The sequence below is a fragment of the Butyricimonas paravirosa genome (genome assembly GCF_032878955.1).
Classification (GTDB): Bacteria; Bacteroidota; Bacteroidia; order Bacteroidales; family Marinifilaceae; genus Butyricimonas; species Butyricimonas paravirosa.
The window spans coordinates 838,372-853,902 of record NZ_CP043839.1 but is presented as its reverse complement, the minus strand read 5'-3'; the positions used below and the strand labels follow the sequence as shown (position 1 = coordinate 853,902).

The following is a 15,531-nucleotide window of genomic DNA, read 5'->3' as shown; positions in this document are numbered from 1 at the left end:
ATTGAACGGGTCAAGACGTTTCAATCTGACAATGAAATGGCAGAAAGAGTATTGGGAGTTGATAACTTATTTTATATCTTTATACCCGTTAAAGGTCGTAAGTAGGCGGTAAAATATATTAACTAGTTGTGTAAAAGATTTTACAGTGGAAGAAGTCGTAAATAAGTCTATTCAGGTAATTGGTTTCTCGAGAAATGCCGATTTTCAATTACCCGTTTTAAATACCAATAAAGAATTCTTGCAGGAGAATATCATCCTGCTACGGGTTGGTTGTCAACATGAAGAGTTTCTAAACGTGTTACAAGAGGTACGGGCCGAGGATATAATGCTTGTCGATCTGGACCGGGTGGCCTTGCCTGTGTTGAACGCTCTTGGGCAAGCTTACGGAAAAACGGAACGAAAGGATCATGTTTATTACGTGAGTAACCGGAAACGTAAGCTGTGGCTTGGGTTTGTGGATGCAGTCCTGTGGCGGGGTGATCGGAGTATCACGGATTCTCCTGTGTTGATTGGTAACAAGGCTTTGTTCATGAAGGCTTACGCTGGGGATGACTTGGACGGAAATCTATTGCGGGCTGTGAGTTACAGTTTACAGAAAGCTTTCGTGAAATTCGGGACCTTGGAGGTGTCTGTTACCTGGAAAGATTCGGAAAACGTTTCGAACCCTGCCGTGAATTATTTTTGGAAGATACCTTTTCGTTTTTTGACCACAGGCCGTTTCTTTACCACCTTGTTTGATGTTTCCGGTCAGTCTCGTCGGGATATGACATTCCGAATGCTTATGCTGTTATTCGGTTTGTTCATCTTTTTTTATATGCCTTATATCAGTAAGGATTACGGGATTAGCGGGGACGAGTTTGTCGATCACCGGCATTCCGGTTATGTACTTGATTTTTTCACGAAAGGGGATAAGGCCGCGTTGAATCAGCCTCAAACGGCTTTACACCTTTACGGTAATTCGATGCAGGTGGTGGCGGCTGTCGTGGCTAACATGATCGGTGCGGATGATGTTTATGCCGTGCGTCATGTCGTGTGTGCCTTGGTGGGAGCTTTGGGGATAATTATGATCGGTTTGATGGGAATGCGTTTCGGGGGAGGGTTGTGTGGACTCATTTCCATGTTGTTACTCTTTTTTTCGCCTCGTTTCTTCGGGCATAGTATGAATAACCTGAAGGACATTCCGTTTGCCGTGGGATACTTGGTTGCCATATTTTACTTCGTGCGGATGTTCGATCGTTATCCCGTGGTCAAACTACGACACATGATCGGGGCCATGCTGGGAATCGCTTTGGCATTGGGAACCCGTTCCGGGGGCTTGCTTTTATTTCCGTACTTGTTGATGTATGGCGGTTTGTTTTACATCTTATGGGTCGGATTCAAGGAGTTTTATAAATTTATGAAATATCGTAAAGATGTCGAAAACATCTTGTTTTTGATTATACTCGTTTTATTTGTTGGGTATTTCTTGTCTATTATCACGTGGCCTTTTGCGTTGGCTCGCCCGTTTACTAACGTGGTTGTGTCATTGAAGGAATTCACGAATTATAATATCGGGTTGCGCACGATATTCGAGGGAGAACAGATGATGTCGAATATGCTGCCTGTTCATTATGCCCCGAAATACTTGATGATCGGGTCACCCTTGGTGGTTGTTATCGGTTTTATCGGGTATCTTTTTTTCATGGCTTTCCGGAAGAAGGAATTCTCTCTGTTGTCGTTCTTCATTTTATTCTCACTGGTATTTCCCGTGTTTTGGGTGATTTACCAGAAATCAAATTTGTACGGGGGAATTCGTCATTTGTTGTTCGTGATGCCTTTCATGGTGTTGCTGGCAGCCCGGTTCTGGACGTTAATGTTATCTGTTTCCCCTAAATATTTGAAGGGTGTCATGGTGGTTGTGCTTGTCGGGTTGTTATTTCTGCCTGCACGTCACATGGCCGTGAATCATCCCAATGACTATGTTTATTTTAACGAGTTGGTGGGAGGGTTGCGAGGTGCTTACGGAGATTACGAAACGGATTATTATTATAATTCCTTGAAAAAAGGGGTGGATTGGTTCAAGAAGAACGTGGATTATAAGGGACGTCCTCTCCGGATCGTGACGAATCATAGTGCGAATCTGCAACATTATTTCCGGAAAGATACGAATGTTACCATCGTGTATAGCCGGTATTACGATAAATTCAGCAAGGAGTGGGATTACATGATATTCGATAACGTGTATATCAATAGTTTCCAGTTGAAAAATGGTCTTTTCCCGGTGAAAGAGGGCTTTTTGTATTCGGTGGATGCCGATGGGTTGCCGATGTGCGTGGTGGGTGAGAGAACGTCTAGGGATGATTACGAGGCGATCAAGTTGGAGGAACAGAAGAAGTACCCGGAGGCGATCGCGAAATTGGAGAATTATTTGAAGGATCACCCGTGGAACGAGGAAATGTGGATGCGTTTATCCCGGATGTACTACACGATTGGCAAGCCGGAGGAGGCTCTTCGGTGTACGGGTGAATCTCTGAAATGGCAACCGCAGTTGATGGATGCGTTGAATATCCGGGCGTTGAGTGCTTTGGATTTGAAAAAGTTCACGACGGCTCATCAGGCGGTTGACGCGATGTTGGCCCAAAATGACGTGGCATCTTCTTCTTATTATTTGAAGGGGTTGATTTACTACACGGAGGGAAAGGATAAGGAGGCGCTGGATAATGTCAATAAAGCGTTGAGGTATAACGGTGGAAACGTGCAGGCGTTGGCCTTAGGTGGGGATATTTTACGGCGAAACGGGAGTTATTCGAAAGCGATAGAACCTTACGAGAAGGTGGTGAGAGCCAAACGGGCGGATGAGCGGGTGTTGCTTTCTTTGGCGGAATGTTACTGTCGTGTGAATAACTACAAGTTACTGGAACAGATCACATCATTGTTACGTGAGCAAGGACGGGATAAAGAGGCGTTGCAGAAGATTGAACTCCGGGCTTTGATTCAGCAAAAACGCATGGAGGATGCCGAGAAATTGTTGAAACAGATGAACGGGGTCAAGGAGGATAGCGAGTTTGTATTGTTACGTGCGCTATGTGAACTTGCGGCAGGACGCCGGGCTACAGCCACAGAAATGGCTCAAAAGGCGATAGAACTGGACCCGAAGAACAGGGAGGCGATTGAATTACAGCGTTTCTTGTCGAAAGAAATGGAGATTCGGAAATAAAACGATTATAAATGAAAAAGATATGTGTCATCATCCCGTGTTATAACGAGGCGCAACGTTTGGAGTTGGAGGTCTTCCGGGAATTCGTGGGTAGAGAAGAACGTTTTGATTTTTGTTTCGTGAACGATGGTAGTCAGGATAATACATCCGAGGTTTTACGGCGGGCCGTGGAGTTGGAACCGGGGCGTTTCTTGCTGGTAGACAACACGGACAACCGGGGAAAGGCGGAGGCCGTCAGGAGTGGGATGTTGTATGTCAGTTCCTTGAATCGTTACAATATCGTGGGGTATCTGGATGCCGATTTGGCCACGCCATTGGAGGACCTGTATCTGCTGGCAGAGGTGATGGACAGGAAACCGGGAGTGTGCATGACGATGGGGGCCCGTCTGAAACGCTTGGGGGCCAACGTGCAAAGGAAAGCGTATCGCCATTATTTGGGGCGGGGCTTTGCGACGTTAGTTTCGATGTTATATCAACTTCCCGTGTACGATTCTCAATGTGGGGCTAAGCTTTTGAAAAGTGAGTTAATACCTGTTGGATTTAGCGAGGAATTTCGTTCCGGTTGGCTTTTCGACGTGGAACTAATCTTACGAATCCGGGAAAAACACGCTGATTATGACCGGATTATTCATGAAGTTCCCTTGAACACATGGGTGGAGAAGGGGGACAGCCGTATCAAGTTCAAGCATTTGTTGAAGATGCCCAAGGAATTGTTTAATATTTATTGTCGATACATGGGGCGTGAATAAGGGAGCGTCTTCCGGGCTACTCTAAACTTAATATTTCGAATAAGTTACCGTCTACTCGCGTCGCAGTCTCGTTAGTAAGTTACCGATAAGTTGCCGATAAGTTATCGAGCGGGAGTGGTAACTTGTCCCAAAGTTCGTGTCGATGAATGATTGGATTACGCCCGAGTCACAGGCGGAACACCGGAGGATGTGTCTGCCAGTAGATTTGCATAATGTTTCTATTGTAAATATTCCGGATGTCGTTTCAACCACACGGCCGCATACGAGCAAGTGCCTTCCGGTTTGAGGTGATTGGCTTTTGCGTAGTCATAAGCGGCTTCCGTGAGTGCGCTAGCGATTCCTCTCCCTTCTAAAGCCGGGGGAACAAACGTGTGAATAATGTCAAGACTATTGTCCGTTAACTTGTATTCTGCATAAGCCGTCATGTTTTCCAACTCGATTTCGAAACGTTGCCGGGTAGGATAATGTGTCACTTTGTAATTCATAGTTTTTGTTTTTTGATGTAACGAAGATAAGCAATAAAATGTTTTGTATCGTTTTTTCGATTATATTTGAGGAAGAAAGAGTATAAATTTAAATGATGGAATTATGATAGAGGCACCTGAAGCGCTTTGTTTGTCGGAACAGTTGAACGGGGTTATCAAAGGAAAGGTCGTAACGGATGTTATACCTTGCTACACCCCGCATAAATTTGCCTTTTTCAACGGGGATCCGGAAAAATACCCGGGGATGTTACTTGGTAAAATGGTGGACGGGGCTTGTGCTTACGGGGGAATGGTGCAAATAAACGTGGGGGATGCCAAGGTGGTGTTTAGCGACGGGGTAAACCTCCGTTATTACGAACCTGAGGCGAAGTTACCGAACAAGCACCAGTTACTGATCGGGTTTGAAGATCAGAGTTGCATAATCGTTTCCGTGAGGATGTACGGTGCTGTATGGTGTTTCGTGGGGGATTCTTTCGAGGGTGGTTTGGTGTCATATTACGGGGGGGCAAAAAATAAACCGCAGGTGTTGTCGGATGCTTTTGACAAGGCGTATTTCATGTCCCTGATTAATGACGAAGGGGTACAGAAAAAGAGTGCCAAGGCGTTTCTTGCCACGGATCAGATGATTCCCGGTTTGGGAAATGGCGTGTTGCAAGATATTCTGTATCTGGCTCGGGTACATCCGAAGACGAAGATTGCGGTTCTTTCGCAGGCGAAAAGGGAAGAGCTTTTCGGGTGTGTGAAGAAGGTTTTGCGGGAGATATACCGACTGGGAGGACGTTGTTCCGAGAAGGATTTGTTTGATCAAAAAGGGGGGTACGTTCCTTACTTGTCTAAGGATACTGTGGGGAGCCATTGTGTGTACTGCGGGGATTATATATTAAAAGAGAATTATTTAGGGGGTAGTATTTACTATTGCAACACTTGTCAGCAAGAAGAAAGATAGAATAAAAAATCCCGGAGTTTAATCCGGGATTTTTTGATATTATCTGTTATGATCTTTTAATATCACGTCGTGGGCACCGCCTTCCACGATACTGGTTGAAGAAACCAGGGTGATTTTAGCATTCTTTTGTAATTCAAAGATAGATGTTGCTCCGCAGCTACACATCGTGGAGCGGATTTTACCGATGGTTACATCCAAGTTGTCTTTTAATTTTCCGGCGTATGGAACGTAGCTATCCACGCCTTCCTCGAATTTGAGGGATTCACTGCCGCCCATGTCATAACGTTGCCAGTTGTGGGCGCGGTTAGAACCTTCTCCCCAGTACTCTTTCACGTAGGAGTTATTCACCATTAGTTTTTTGGTGGGGGATTCATCGAATCGGGCGAAATAACGTCCCATCATCAAGAAATCGGCACCCATGGCAAGAGCCAACACCATGTGGTAGTCATGTACGAGACCGCCATCACTACAAATCGGCACGTAGATACCGGTATCCTCGAAGTATTTATCGCGGGCTTTGGCCACGTCAATCACGGCTGTAGCCTGTCCGCGGCCGATACCTTTCTGCTCGCGGGTGATACAAATGGAACCTCCACCGATGCCCACTTTGATAAAGTCAGCCCCGGCTTCCACTAGATAACGGAATCCGGCCTGATCTACCACGTTTCCGGCACCAACGAGTACTTTGCCGTTGTATTCTTGTTTAATCCATTGTAATGTTTCTTTTTGCCATTCGGAGAAACCGTCAGATGAATCGATACATAAAACGTCCACCCCGGCTTCTACTAACGCGGGAACACGTTCTTTGTAATCACGGGAGTTAATCCCGGCACCTACCAGTAATTTCTTGTCCGTGGTGTTTAATAATTCATTCGGGTTATCTTTGTGGCTATCATAGTCCTTGCGGAACACGAAGTAAGCAAGGTTTTGATCTTTATCGATGATTGGTAAGGTGTTCAGTTTATGATCCCAGATGATTTGGTTTGCCTCGCTGAGGGTCATCCCGATTTCTCCAACGGTTAATTTGGAAAAGGGAGTCATGAATTCTTTCACTTTTCTGTCTTTCGGGTCTTTTTCTCCCCGGTAATCCCGGCTGGTAACTATACCCAGCAATTTGCCGTTCGGGGTTCCGTCATGGGTAACACCCATTGTGGTATGTCCCGTGCGTTTCACCAAAGCAAGCACGTCTGCCAACGTGGCTTCCGGGGTGATGTTGGAGTCACTGGTAACGAATCCGGCCTTGAATTTCTTTACCTTGCGAACCATTTCTGCCTGTGATTCGATAGGTTGCGAACCGAAGATAAATGACAATCCCCCGTTCCGGGCAAGTGCAATTGCCAATCCAGAATCGGAAACGGACTGCATAATCGCTGAAACAAACGGGATGTTCAGTTCAATGGCTGATTTCTCGCCTTTTTTATACTTCACCAAGGGTGTTTTCAATGAAACGTTGGTTGGGATACACTGTTTCGTGGTCAGACCGGGAATAAGCAGATATTCTCCGAAAGTTCTTGATACATCGTCCAAATAGATTGCCATAGAATTTATCTTTATGCGGTTTGATTAAAAATTGGGCAAAGATAGTAAAACTCGCTCACATACGGATGGATTTCGCAGGAATAATGCAAACTATTGGAATAAAAGGGAGATATGTAGGTTTTACCTATATTCGTCCATTATATGGTTTTGCCCCGTTTTGGAGGAGTTAGGAAAATAAATTGCTACTTATCCGTTGCCTGTTCAAGGTCGAAAACAATATTGGAAAAAGGTCTATGCACTGCCACTGACATCACCGTAAAGAACGCTGTTTCACTCATATTTTGCGAGTACAAAGTTAATGCTTTTTTCGCTAAAGGGAAAAAATACGGGTTCTGAATGTTACGCATGGAGCTTCTTTCCATATTCCGCTATATTCGTCATGCCGTTCATTTGCTCGATATCCGGTAATTTTGCAAACAAAGTAAAAGGTTATGGAACAAGCGAATGTAAAGGTGTCGTTCTACCTCAAAAAGAGCGAGGCGGATGCCGATGGTATGTGTCCTGTAATGGCAAGGCTGAACATCGGCAAGTATTCTGAAGCGGCTTTCAGCCTGAAACTCCGTGTGCCGCAGGCAATATGGAGTTCGGGGCGTGCTTCAGGCAAAAGTGTGAAGGCGAAGGAAATCAACAATCGGCTGGATGAAATCCGTGCGATGGCATTGGGAATCTATGCTGAACTGTCGGTTGTTCGTGACAGTGTGACTGCGGATGATGTCAAAAGTCTGCTGTTGGGTATGGCTGGTGAACAGACAACGTTATTGAGCTACTTCCGCACGTTTATTGAGAACTTCGCGAAGCGCGTGGGTGTAAACCGGACCGAAGGCAGTTTGAGAAGCTATCGGAACGCCTACAACCATGTGGAAAGGTTCATGCGGGAAAAGTACAACTTGTCGGATATCCCGTTTTCGGCATTGACCCTCTCCTTCATACAGGATTACGATTCGCACCTTCGGACAGATTGTCGCCTCTCTCCGGGAACGATTATCAACCTGACCGTGCAGTTGAAAATCATCGTTGGTGAAGCCGTAGCGGACGGCATCATCACCACCTACCCGTTTACCGGCTATGAACCCGTACGCCCGAAACAGAAACGGAGGTATCTCACATCCGAGGAACTGCAACGGCTTATGACCATGCCTCTTCACAGACCGAACCTTTATCTCACACGGGATTTGTTCCTCTTCTCATGCTACACCGGCATCCCGTATAGTGATATGCGGCTTCTGTCGAAAGAGCATCTGTCACTTGCCGATGACGGCACATGGTGGATCAGAAGCTCGCGCCGGAAAACCGGAGTCGAGTTTGAAATCCCCCTGCTGGACCTGCCGTTACATATCATGGAGAAATACAGGGACACAGCGCCGGACGGGAAACTGCTACCCATGTATTCCAACAGCACGATGAACCTTAACTTAAAACGTATCGCAAAACTCTGTGACATAGACTGTCCGCTGGTTTTTCATGCCGGCCGCCATACCTATGCGACCGAAATCACGCTCGGACATGGGGTTCCGCTTGAAACGGTCAGCAAGATGTTGGGACACGCCCGGATTGAGACGACCCAAATCTATGCCAAAGTGACTGACGACAAGATAAATGCCGACACCCGTGTGCTGAACGAGAGGATAGCGGAACGCTTCTCCGTGGTTATTTGACAAACGACTAAAACGCAATAAGATGAAAAAGAAAAGTGAACATGCAGACAAAACCATCAGACATCGCAGTACATTCGCGATACTGTTTTATATCAACCGCACCAAAATGCGCAAGGACGGAACCTGTCAATTATTGTGCAAGGTAAGCATTGATGCCGAATGGGAACAGATTGGCACGAAGGTATCCGTCAATCCCGACATCTGGAATCCGGAAAAAGGCCTTGCCAACGGACGCAGTGCGAATGCGGTGACAGTGAACCGTGCCATAGACGAATTGACGGAGGAGATTACCGGACATTACAACCGGATTAAGAACAGCCTGGGATTCATCACGGCGGAACTGGTGAAGAACGCCGTAATGGGTGTCGGGCTGAAACCGCTTACCCTGCTGGCTCTCTTCCGGGAACATAACGAAGATTTCAGAAGACGTGTTGGGCTGGACCGCATCAAGGAAACGCTTGATTCTTACTTGAGATCGTACAAGCACCTTTCCGCTTTCATCAAGGATAAGAAAGGCGTGGAAGATGTCACGCTACGTAGCCTTGACAAGAATTTCTATGATGATTTTGAACTGTTCCTTTGCAAGGACTGCCACATGATGCCCAAGACCGTGCATGAGCATCTGTACCGCCTGAAAAAGATGACCAAACTGGCAGTCAGCCAGGGAACGCTCCGCCGTGACCCGTACTGCCGTCTCCACCCTGCGTTGCCACGACGGAAGAGCCGCCACATGAAGCTGGAAGACCTCAAGAAACTTATGGAGACTCCCGTGGAGAAACCTCAACTGCAATTCGTGAGGGACATGTTCCTGTTTTCGACCTTTACCGGACTGGCTTACGCGGACTTGAAAAGGTTGAAGACAAGTGACATCACACAGTCCGAAGACGGCGCATGGTGGATTCACATACGCCGTCAAAAGACAGACACGCTTTCATCCGTCCGCCTGTTGGATATTCCCTTACGAATCATTGAAAAATACCGGAACCAGCGACAAGGGGATAATGTGTTCAATGTTTACCGCCGCGGCTATTTTATCCTGCTGACGCGGGAACTGGGAAAGGTGTACGGTTTCGATTTGACCTTCCATCAGGCCCGGCATAATTTCGGAACCCATGTCACACTCTCACTCGGAGTCCCGATAGAGACGGTCAGCCGCATGATGGGACACATGTCGATTTCTACAACGCAACTTTACGCGCAGGTGACGGACAAGAAAGTGGACGAGGACATGAAGGCTTTGAAAGCAAGCGGTTTCAGCGGCACGACTGAACTTTGCGAGGAGGATTTCACCGCTCGGAAAGGCAGAAAAAGGACACCCCACGCTATCTGAAAATCAAGAACGGAGAAACGCATGTCCCTATGAACGAGCCGTTTCTCCGTTTTGTCATGTCACACCCACCGCATATCTTCTTTGCACCGTTTGTAGGCATCCTCTAATATTTTAAGGATGTCCGATTCCTTGTAGAGGGCCTTACCCTGTACCAGATAGTAAGGGACAACACCAAGTGTGCGGTATTCCTGCAATGTCCGTCTGCTGACCCTCAGAATTTTGGATAGTTCCTCGTCCGTCAGGAAACGTTCGCCGTGGAATACGGATTTAGGGGTGTCCTCCATCGCTGCGATTAACCGCTCCATATTGTCAAGTCCCTGAAACAGGACATCGACACGCGGGTCTTTCCGTTCTAAAAAATGATAGCTCATAGTTCTCGTTTTAAGTGGTAGTAATTCGATTCCAATAGTTTGTGTACGTCTTCGGTTTTGAAGAAAATCTTGTGCTTGATGCGTGAGTAAGGCAGGATACCCTTGTCACGGTACACCTGAAGCGTCTTTTTGGATATGCGCAATATCTCGCACACCTCCTGGTTGTCAAGCCACTTTTTTAAGCCGAGGTCTTCCACCGGACGGCACATACCCATTACCTTTTCCTCCAGTTTGCCGAAACGTACCCGAAGTTCATCGAACGTCTGTTTGTCGATACATACTATTTCCATACCAGTCATTTTTTGAGTTGAACATCCATCCGGTTTTTCAGTTTTGGGGGCAACACCTTCCCTTTTTGGTTGAGGAACGCTTCCACTTCGGAGGCCTTGTAGTAAGTCCGTCCGTCAATCATGTAATAGGTGACATACTTCTTCTGGCGGTAACGTGCCAGCGTGCGTTTGGTGATACCGAGCAATTGGCAAAGGTCATAGTTATCCAGAAGTGTGTCGCCTTCCAGACACTCTTTCAACTTGTTCATCCGCTCCAGGGTACGGTCGATCCTATCAAACCGTTCCATGATTTGCATGAGCATTATTTGGACACTTTCGCTGTTTATCTGTAGCATAATGCATTCTGTCTTTAGTGTAAATAATAGTTTTGCTTACACCTTGTCGCGCAACAGGTTATACTACATATAGGGCTAATGGCGTACCAATGACCATGTATTTCACTGAATGGCATTGGCATTCCATTGAAATACAGCGGAATAAAAATTTTTAGTATGAAAAGTGGAGATGAAAATGTTCTTGCAAAATGCAAGTTTTTTCGCAAAATGCAAGTTACATCTTGCAAGATTTGCGGTAGATCAGACGGCAGATGCCGTTGGAAAAAGAGGTGGTTTTATGCAGTTCCCAATGTTGTGGTCGGAATGTATTCAACACGGGAATCCCTTGTCCGGCAGAAAACGGCAGCTGGTAAACCACAAGTTCATCAACAAGATCATAGAGGAAAAGCCCGCGAAGCAGCTCCACCGATTCCGGTTCTATGATTTCAGCAAGGTAAATGAATGAATCGTCCCTGTTGTCTTTCTCGCAAAGCAAATCAAGGATGGAATGGGGCAATATAAGGGCCGAGCAGCGTTCACGCCAAAAGGGGAAACCCCGCCTGTCGTTTCTTACCCAGGACACAAGTGCTCCGGCCGGTTCCGGAAGGAAACCGTCCAATGTTATTGCCGTCACAACTTGAATCCTTGCCATAGCTTTAATTCTTTTTCAACCGGAAACTGTAAAAAAGAAGCGTGCAATCCACGCTATTTCTAATGGAGGCTCTGGAATGCCCTTAACAGGAATAGGTGAATGCACGCTATGCCAAGGCATAGCATAAGCAATCACGCAATAGTTCCTGTTAATGTTCATTTTCCAGATTCCCATTAGGACGCTTGCGGTCTTATGTCTATATATAAACGGCAACTGCCCATTAGACAGCACGCCGCATTTTTCGCTATTTAAATGCAAAAGTACACATATTCAGTGACATTTGCACTATTTTTAGTCGTCAAATTCATTTCAGCCCGTATTTCTTCATCTTCCTGTACAGTGTTGCCGGGTTGATGTTCAGCATTCCAGCCGCTTGTTCCCGGTGACCGTTGCAGGCTTTGAGAGCCCTGATAATGCTTTCTTTCTCAAATGCTTCACCTTTCAGAGGCAGGATTGCAAGTGTGTCTGTTTCTTCATTTCTACATACACAGACAGTTATTTCCAATCCATCCACGTCAAGCATCGGAGACTCAGAGACCAGTACGGCACGCTTGACACGGTTTCGGAGTTCACGCACGTTGCCCGGCCACCGGTAGGCAAGCATCCTCTGTTTGGTCTCTTCGGTAAATCCTTGAGTAGTCCTTTTCAGTTCTTTCGAGAAACGTTCACGGAAAAACTCCGCCAACGGAATGATATCTTCCGGGCATTCCTCCAGGGAGGGTTGCCGGATCTCAAACTCGTTCAGACGATGGTAAAGGTCTTCCCTGAACCGTCCCTCCTTGATGGCCTGTTCCATATTCTCGTTTGTCGCGGAAATGACCCTGACATCCGAAATCCGTTCCCTGCCGCTTCCTATCGGGGTATATACATTCTCCTGCAATACTCGTAACAGCATGGATTGGATTTCATGCGGCATCGTGCCTATCTCGTCAAGGAACAGTGTGCCGCCTTTCGCCAGGTCAAAATATCCGGTCTTTGCCGTGTCCGCCCCGGTGAACGCGCCTTTCTCATGCCCGAAGAACAGCGAGGCTGCCAGCTCACGGGGTAACGCGCCGCAGTTTACGGCGACAAAAGGCTTGCCGTATCGTTCGCTATTGTCATGGATGGTCTGCGCCACCGACTCCTTGCCGGTCCCGTTGGCCCCGAGTATCATCACGGACATATCGGACGGGGCGACCAGTCTGGCGAATTTCTCCACTTTCAGGATCATGGGACTTATACGGCGGAACAACTGCCGTTCCTGCTTTCTCACGGTGGCTACCGGGTGGAACACATCTTCCGCCAGTTCCAACAGATGTTCCCGGTGTACCGGTTTGGGCAGGTAGTCCCTGGCTCCCAGTTTGATGGTACGCACAACGTCCGGGACGGAAACGAATTCGGTCGTTATGATGAACGGGATGTCTTTCTTCTCCTTGCGCAACCATTCCAACAGGGAAATGCCGTCGCCTTCCGGCAACCGCACGTCCGACAATATAAGGTCGAACTGCGTTTTGCGTATCAACGAGCGGGCTATCGGCTCGCTCATGGCTGTCACAGCGTCATAACCGGCCCGGGAAAGCCAGTCTTTCTGTATTTGCGACAGCCCCACGTTGTCTTCAACTATCAGTATCTTCCGTTTCATTTGTCAGTCTTTTTATCTCGGCTTCCGCCGCCTTGATGAGCATGGCGGTGCTGTCTATTATCTGCCGGGTATATTCTTTTAACTCTTTGTCGCTTGTTTTACTGTCTTTCAACAAAGCACGGTAAGCCAGCAGGGGCTCTTCCATCCGTAGGAACTCCCACATCGGTTGCATACGGTGGGTGATTTCACGCAACTTATGCCTGTCGCCGTTTTTCATGGCGGCATCAAGTTCTTCTCGGTCTTTCTCTGATTGGGATATAAGAGAAAGCAGTGCCTTGTGCTTGTCATTGACCTCTGAAAGGACCAAACTGAAATCAACCTCCGGTTTTTTCTCCCGCCTGTCTGTCTTCATCCTCGAAAGCAGGCCGAGCAGTTCCGAGGATGAAAACGGTTTATAGATGTAGTCCGTAAATCCGGCATGGAGAAAAGCTTCCTTGTCCCTGTCTCCGCGTGCGGTCATGGCTACAATAGGGATGGTACGGGAGTTTCCGATGTTCGAGTTGCGCAATAGGGTTAATAAATCAATACCGTTGGTACCCGGCATTTGAATGTCGGAAAGCAGCAGGTCATAATCCTTGCCCCGCATCGCCTTGACCACGTCCTTGGAGGTTACGCAGGTAGTACAATTCATCCCGTTACGCTCCAGCATTTCCTTTATCACATTCAACAGCATCGTGTCGTCATCAATGACAAGTACATTCCGAGGCAAATGTGCCGGATGTGGAATTATCAAGTTCTCGCTCTCTACCGTTTCATCCGTGGTTTTCAATGGAAGTGTAACACGGAACGTGCTACCCTGGTCAATGCCGCTCGTCACGTCTATTGTCCCGCCAAGCAGGTTGACAAGACCTTTTGTTATCGGCAGGCCCAATCCGAAACCCTCCGCGTTTCTGACGGAACCCAATCGTTCAAACGGGCGGAAGATACGTAAAAGCGCATCTTCACTCATGCCAATGCCGGTATCCTTGATTTCCAACACCAACTCCCCTTTGTTATAACGAGCATTCAAGCTGATTGTGCCGGTTTCTGTAAATTTGACGGCATTGCTAAGCAGGTTGTCCAGAATCTGTTCGATACGGTCCACGTCACCGCAAAGCTTGACATCGGTACCGGTAAAATCGTGATTGAATAGGATGCCTTTGTTATTGATTACGTGGGAGAAGCCGAAGGCAATGCGTTCCAACAGGGCATTCAGGTTGAACGGCACATCGTTGCGGGTTTCCTTGGCCTCGTTCAGGCGGTACACGTCCAGCAGGTTGTTAAGCAGGTGTACAACGTGCCGGCACACGATCCTGATGTTGTTCAGGTGCGTGTTCCTGCGTTTCTTTTCACGGGTATCCACGGCAAGTTCCGCACTGCCGCTGATTACGTTCAGAGGGGCGCGGATGTCATGAGAGATTGTCAGGATGATATTCTTCCGCATTTCTAACAGCGCGATGTTCTGCTCTATCGTTTCTTCCAGATGCTTCCTGTTTTTTGCCTTGACCTTAATATCCCGTTGTATGACAAGATACGAAATGAACAACAGGATGATTGAGAATATAATCAAGCCGGTAATGACCAAAGTCGAATGTTCGTAGGAAGCTTTCAGACGCTCTTCCTTGCTCCTGAAGGCGTTCCATGTCTGCTCATCCAGACTTGTAATAAGTAAACGCAATTTCCGGTTGAGTTCCCTATTGCACAACCGCAGGCTGTCCGTATAAGTTTCTATGTCCCGTTTCCGTTTATTCAACAACGAGATCAGTTCCTTATCCGGTGCGGTTTGCCTGGTTGTAACAACCGGCATCTGTACGGTTTCCTTGCCACCGAAGAATCCGGCGATACCTTTCTTCTTTCGGGTAACGGTCCGGGTGGTTGTCTGTGTCGTTACAGTCGGTTTTTGATGAAATAGAAGGCTATCCGTTTTCTTTTGTTCTCGGGTCGCTTCCATTATTTGAAACAGATGGTCTTCTTTAGCTGCTAACAATGTACGAAGAGAATCTATCTGTTCGGGTTGTATGAAATCCTTACATTGTGTACGTAATGTTTGCAGCATGGAATCAGTCCGTACACGTCGTTCCCGGTAAGCCCCAGAATCCTCATCATTCCATACCATGACGGATTCACCATAAGTTACTAACGTGGTCACATAGCGGTGTGTGGTATTGATATTGTGCTGGGTTTGAAAAATAGCGATTGATTCATTCTCTATTTTCTGTACACGACTACGCTCGTGCAGAACAATAGCGACCATGCTGCCAATGATCGCCATTAAAAGAAAGTATCCTATAAATATTTTATGCTGCAAAAGTATTTTCATTGGCTTGATATTTTACAATCCAAATATTGCTTTCGTACAATATCTACATGCGGCAGAATCACGAAAAATATCCAAGATGAATAA

14 protein-coding genes are annotated in these 15,531 nt (G+C 47.0%); 5 read left to right on the top strand and 9 right to left on the bottom strand.

Annotated features, from left to right (window positions below; translation table 11 throughout):
- The first annotated feature begins 145 nt into the window (after positions 1–145).
- Positions 146–3,196, top strand: coding sequence for a tetratricopeptide repeat protein (locus F1644_RS03785; protein ID WP_118302064.1), 3,051 nt, complete (start codon positions 146–148; stop codon positions 3,194–3,196).
- A gap of 11 nt (positions 3,197–3,207) precedes the next feature.
- Positions 3,208–3,945, top strand: a complete 738-nt coding sequence (locus tag F1644_RS03780) for a glycosyltransferase (protein WP_118302065.1) — start codon at positions 3,208–3,210, stop codon at positions 3,943–3,945.
- Positions 3,946–4,163: 218 nt separating this feature from the next.
- On the opposite strand, the gene F1644_RS03775 is transcribed toward F1644_RS03780, so the two are convergent.
- Positions 4,164–4,430 (bottom strand): GNAT family N-acetyltransferase, encoded by a 267-nt coding sequence (locus F1644_RS03775; RefSeq protein ID WP_118302066.1) that lies wholly within the window; start codon positions 4,428–4,430, stop codon positions 4,164–4,166.
- Between the two features lie 103 nt (positions 4,431–4,533).
- Here F1644_RS03775 and F1644_RS03770 point away from each other — a divergent pair, with 103 nt between their 5' ends.
- Positions 4,534–5,376: an endonuclease VIII gene (locus tag F1644_RS03770; RefSeq protein ID WP_118302067.1), complete on the top strand. Its 843-nt coding sequence runs from the start codon at positions 4,534–4,536 to the stop codon at positions 5,374–5,376.
- 39 nt (positions 5,377–5,415) lie between these two features.
- Here F1644_RS03770 and F1644_RS03765 read toward each other — a convergent pair whose 3' ends face one another.
- Together F1644_RS03765 and F1644_RS03760 are read right to left on the bottom strand one after the other, a co-directional pair.
- Positions 5,416–6,915: an IMP dehydrogenase gene (locus tag F1644_RS03765; RefSeq protein WP_027201042.1), complete on the bottom strand. Its 1,500-nt coding sequence runs from the start codon at positions 6,913–6,915 to the stop codon at positions 5,416–5,418.
- A gap of 182 nt (positions 6,916–7,097) precedes the next feature.
- Positions 7,098–7,277: a hypothetical protein gene (locus tag F1644_RS03760; protein WP_117689357.1), complete on the bottom strand. Its 180-nt coding sequence runs from the start codon at positions 7,275–7,277 to the stop codon at positions 7,098–7,100.
- A 69-nt stretch (positions 7,278–7,346) separates the two neighbouring features.
- Between F1644_RS03760 and F1644_RS03755 the strand changes: the two genes are divergently transcribed.
- The gene (locus F1644_RS03755; protein WP_008766703.1) at positions 7,347–8,570 is read left to right on the top strand and encodes a site-specific integrase; all 1,224 of its coding nucleotides are present in this window, start codon (positions 7,347–7,349) and stop codon (positions 8,568–8,570) included.
- 22 nt (positions 8,571–8,592) lie between these two features.
- Positions 8,593–9,900, top strand: coding sequence for a site-specific integrase (locus F1644_RS03750; protein ID WP_168044564.1), 1,308 nt, complete (start codon positions 8,593–8,595; stop codon positions 9,898–9,900).
- 59 nt (positions 9,901–9,959) lie between these two features.
- Here F1644_RS03750 and F1644_RS03745 read toward each other — a convergent pair whose 3' ends face one another.
- The 6 genes from F1644_RS03745 to F1644_RS03720 all read right to left on the bottom strand — a co-directional run bounded on the left by F1644_RS03745 (position 9,960) and on the right by F1644_RS03720 (position 15,447).
- A complete protein-coding gene (locus F1644_RS03745) occupies positions 9,960–10,271 on the bottom strand; it encodes a helix-turn-helix domain-containing protein (protein WP_025076665.1) in 312 nt (103 codons plus the stop codon).
- Positions 10,268–10,561: a helix-turn-helix domain-containing protein gene (locus tag F1644_RS03740; protein ID WP_008766700.1), complete on the bottom strand. Its 294-nt coding sequence runs from the start codon at positions 10,559–10,561 to the stop codon at positions 10,268–10,270. Before F1644_RS03740 ends, F1644_RS03745 begins: the two co-directional genes overlap by 4 nt.
- Before the next feature lie 5 nt (positions 10,562–10,566).
- A complete protein-coding gene (locus F1644_RS03735; RefSeq protein ID WP_008766699.1) occupies positions 10,567–10,896 on the bottom strand; it encodes a helix-turn-helix domain-containing protein in 330 nt (109 codons plus the stop codon).
- 214 nt (positions 10,897–11,110) lie between these two features.
- On the bottom strand, positions 11,111–11,527 hold the full coding sequence (locus F1644_RS03730; RefSeq protein WP_008766698.1) for a hypothetical protein: 417 nt from the start codon (positions 11,525–11,527) through the stop codon (positions 11,111–11,113).
- Between the two features lie 304 nt (positions 11,528–11,831).
- Positions 11,832–13,148 (bottom strand): sigma-54-dependent transcriptional regulator, encoded by a 1,317-nt coding sequence (locus tag F1644_RS03725; protein ID WP_008766697.1) that lies wholly within the window; start codon positions 13,146–13,148, stop codon positions 11,832–11,834.
- Positions 13,123–15,447 (bottom strand): ATP-binding response regulator, encoded by a 2,325-nt coding sequence (locus F1644_RS03720; RefSeq protein ID WP_008766696.1) that lies wholly within the window; start codon positions 15,445–15,447, stop codon positions 13,123–13,125. The genes F1644_RS03725 and F1644_RS03720 overlap by 26 nt, the downstream gene beginning before the upstream one ends.
- Positions 15,448–15,531: the final 84 nt, after the last annotated feature.

Excerpts from the sequence above, each read along its gene's own strand:
- F1644_RS03780 (WP_118302065.1), top strand. The coding sequence starts at position 3,208 with ATGAAAAAGATATGTGTCATCATCCCGTGTTATAACGAGGCGCAACGT.
- F1644_RS03775 (WP_118302066.1), bottom strand. The coding sequence starts at position 4,430 with ATGAATTACAAAGTGACACATTATCCTACCCGGCAACGTTTCGAAATC.
- F1644_RS03770 (WP_118302067.1), top strand. The coding sequence starts at position 4,534 with ATGATAGAGGCACCTGAAGCGCTTTGTTTGTCGGAACAGTTGAACGGG.
- F1644_RS03765 (WP_027201042.1), bottom strand. The coding sequence starts at position 6,915 with ATGGCAATCTATTTGGACGATGTATCAAGAACTTTCGGAGAATATCTG.
- F1644_RS03760 (WP_117689357.1), bottom strand. The coding sequence starts at position 7,277 with ATGGAAAGAAGCTCCATGCGTAACATTCAGAACCCGTATTTTTTCCCT.
- F1644_RS03755 (WP_008766703.1), top strand. The coding sequence starts at position 7,347 with ATGGAACAAGCGAATGTAAAGGTGTCGTTCTACCTCAAAAAGAGCGAG.
- F1644_RS03750 (WP_168044564.1), top strand. The coding sequence starts at position 8,593 with ATGAAAAAGAAAAGTGAACATGCAGACAAAACCATCAGACATCGCAGT.
- F1644_RS03745 (WP_025076665.1), bottom strand. The coding sequence starts at position 10,271 with ATGAGCTATCATTTTTTAGAACGGAAAGACCCGCGTGTCGATGTCCTG.
- F1644_RS03740 (WP_008766700.1), bottom strand. The coding sequence starts at position 10,561 with ATGGAAATAGTATGTATCGACAAACAGACGTTCGATGAACTTCGGGTA.
- F1644_RS03735 (WP_008766699.1), bottom strand. The coding sequence starts at position 10,896 with ATGCTACAGATAAACAGCGAAAGTGTCCAAATAATGCTCATGCAAATC.
- F1644_RS03730 (WP_008766698.1), bottom strand. The coding sequence starts at position 11,527 with ATGGCAAGGATTCAAGTTGTGACGGCAATAACATTGGACGGTTTCCTT.
- F1644_RS03725 (WP_008766697.1), bottom strand. The coding sequence starts at position 13,148 with ATGAAACGGAAGATACTGATAGTTGAAGACAACGTGGGGCTGTCGCAA.
- F1644_RS03720 (WP_008766696.1), bottom strand. The coding sequence starts at position 15,447 with ATGAAAATACTTTTGCAGCATAAAATATTTATAGGATACTTTCTTTTA.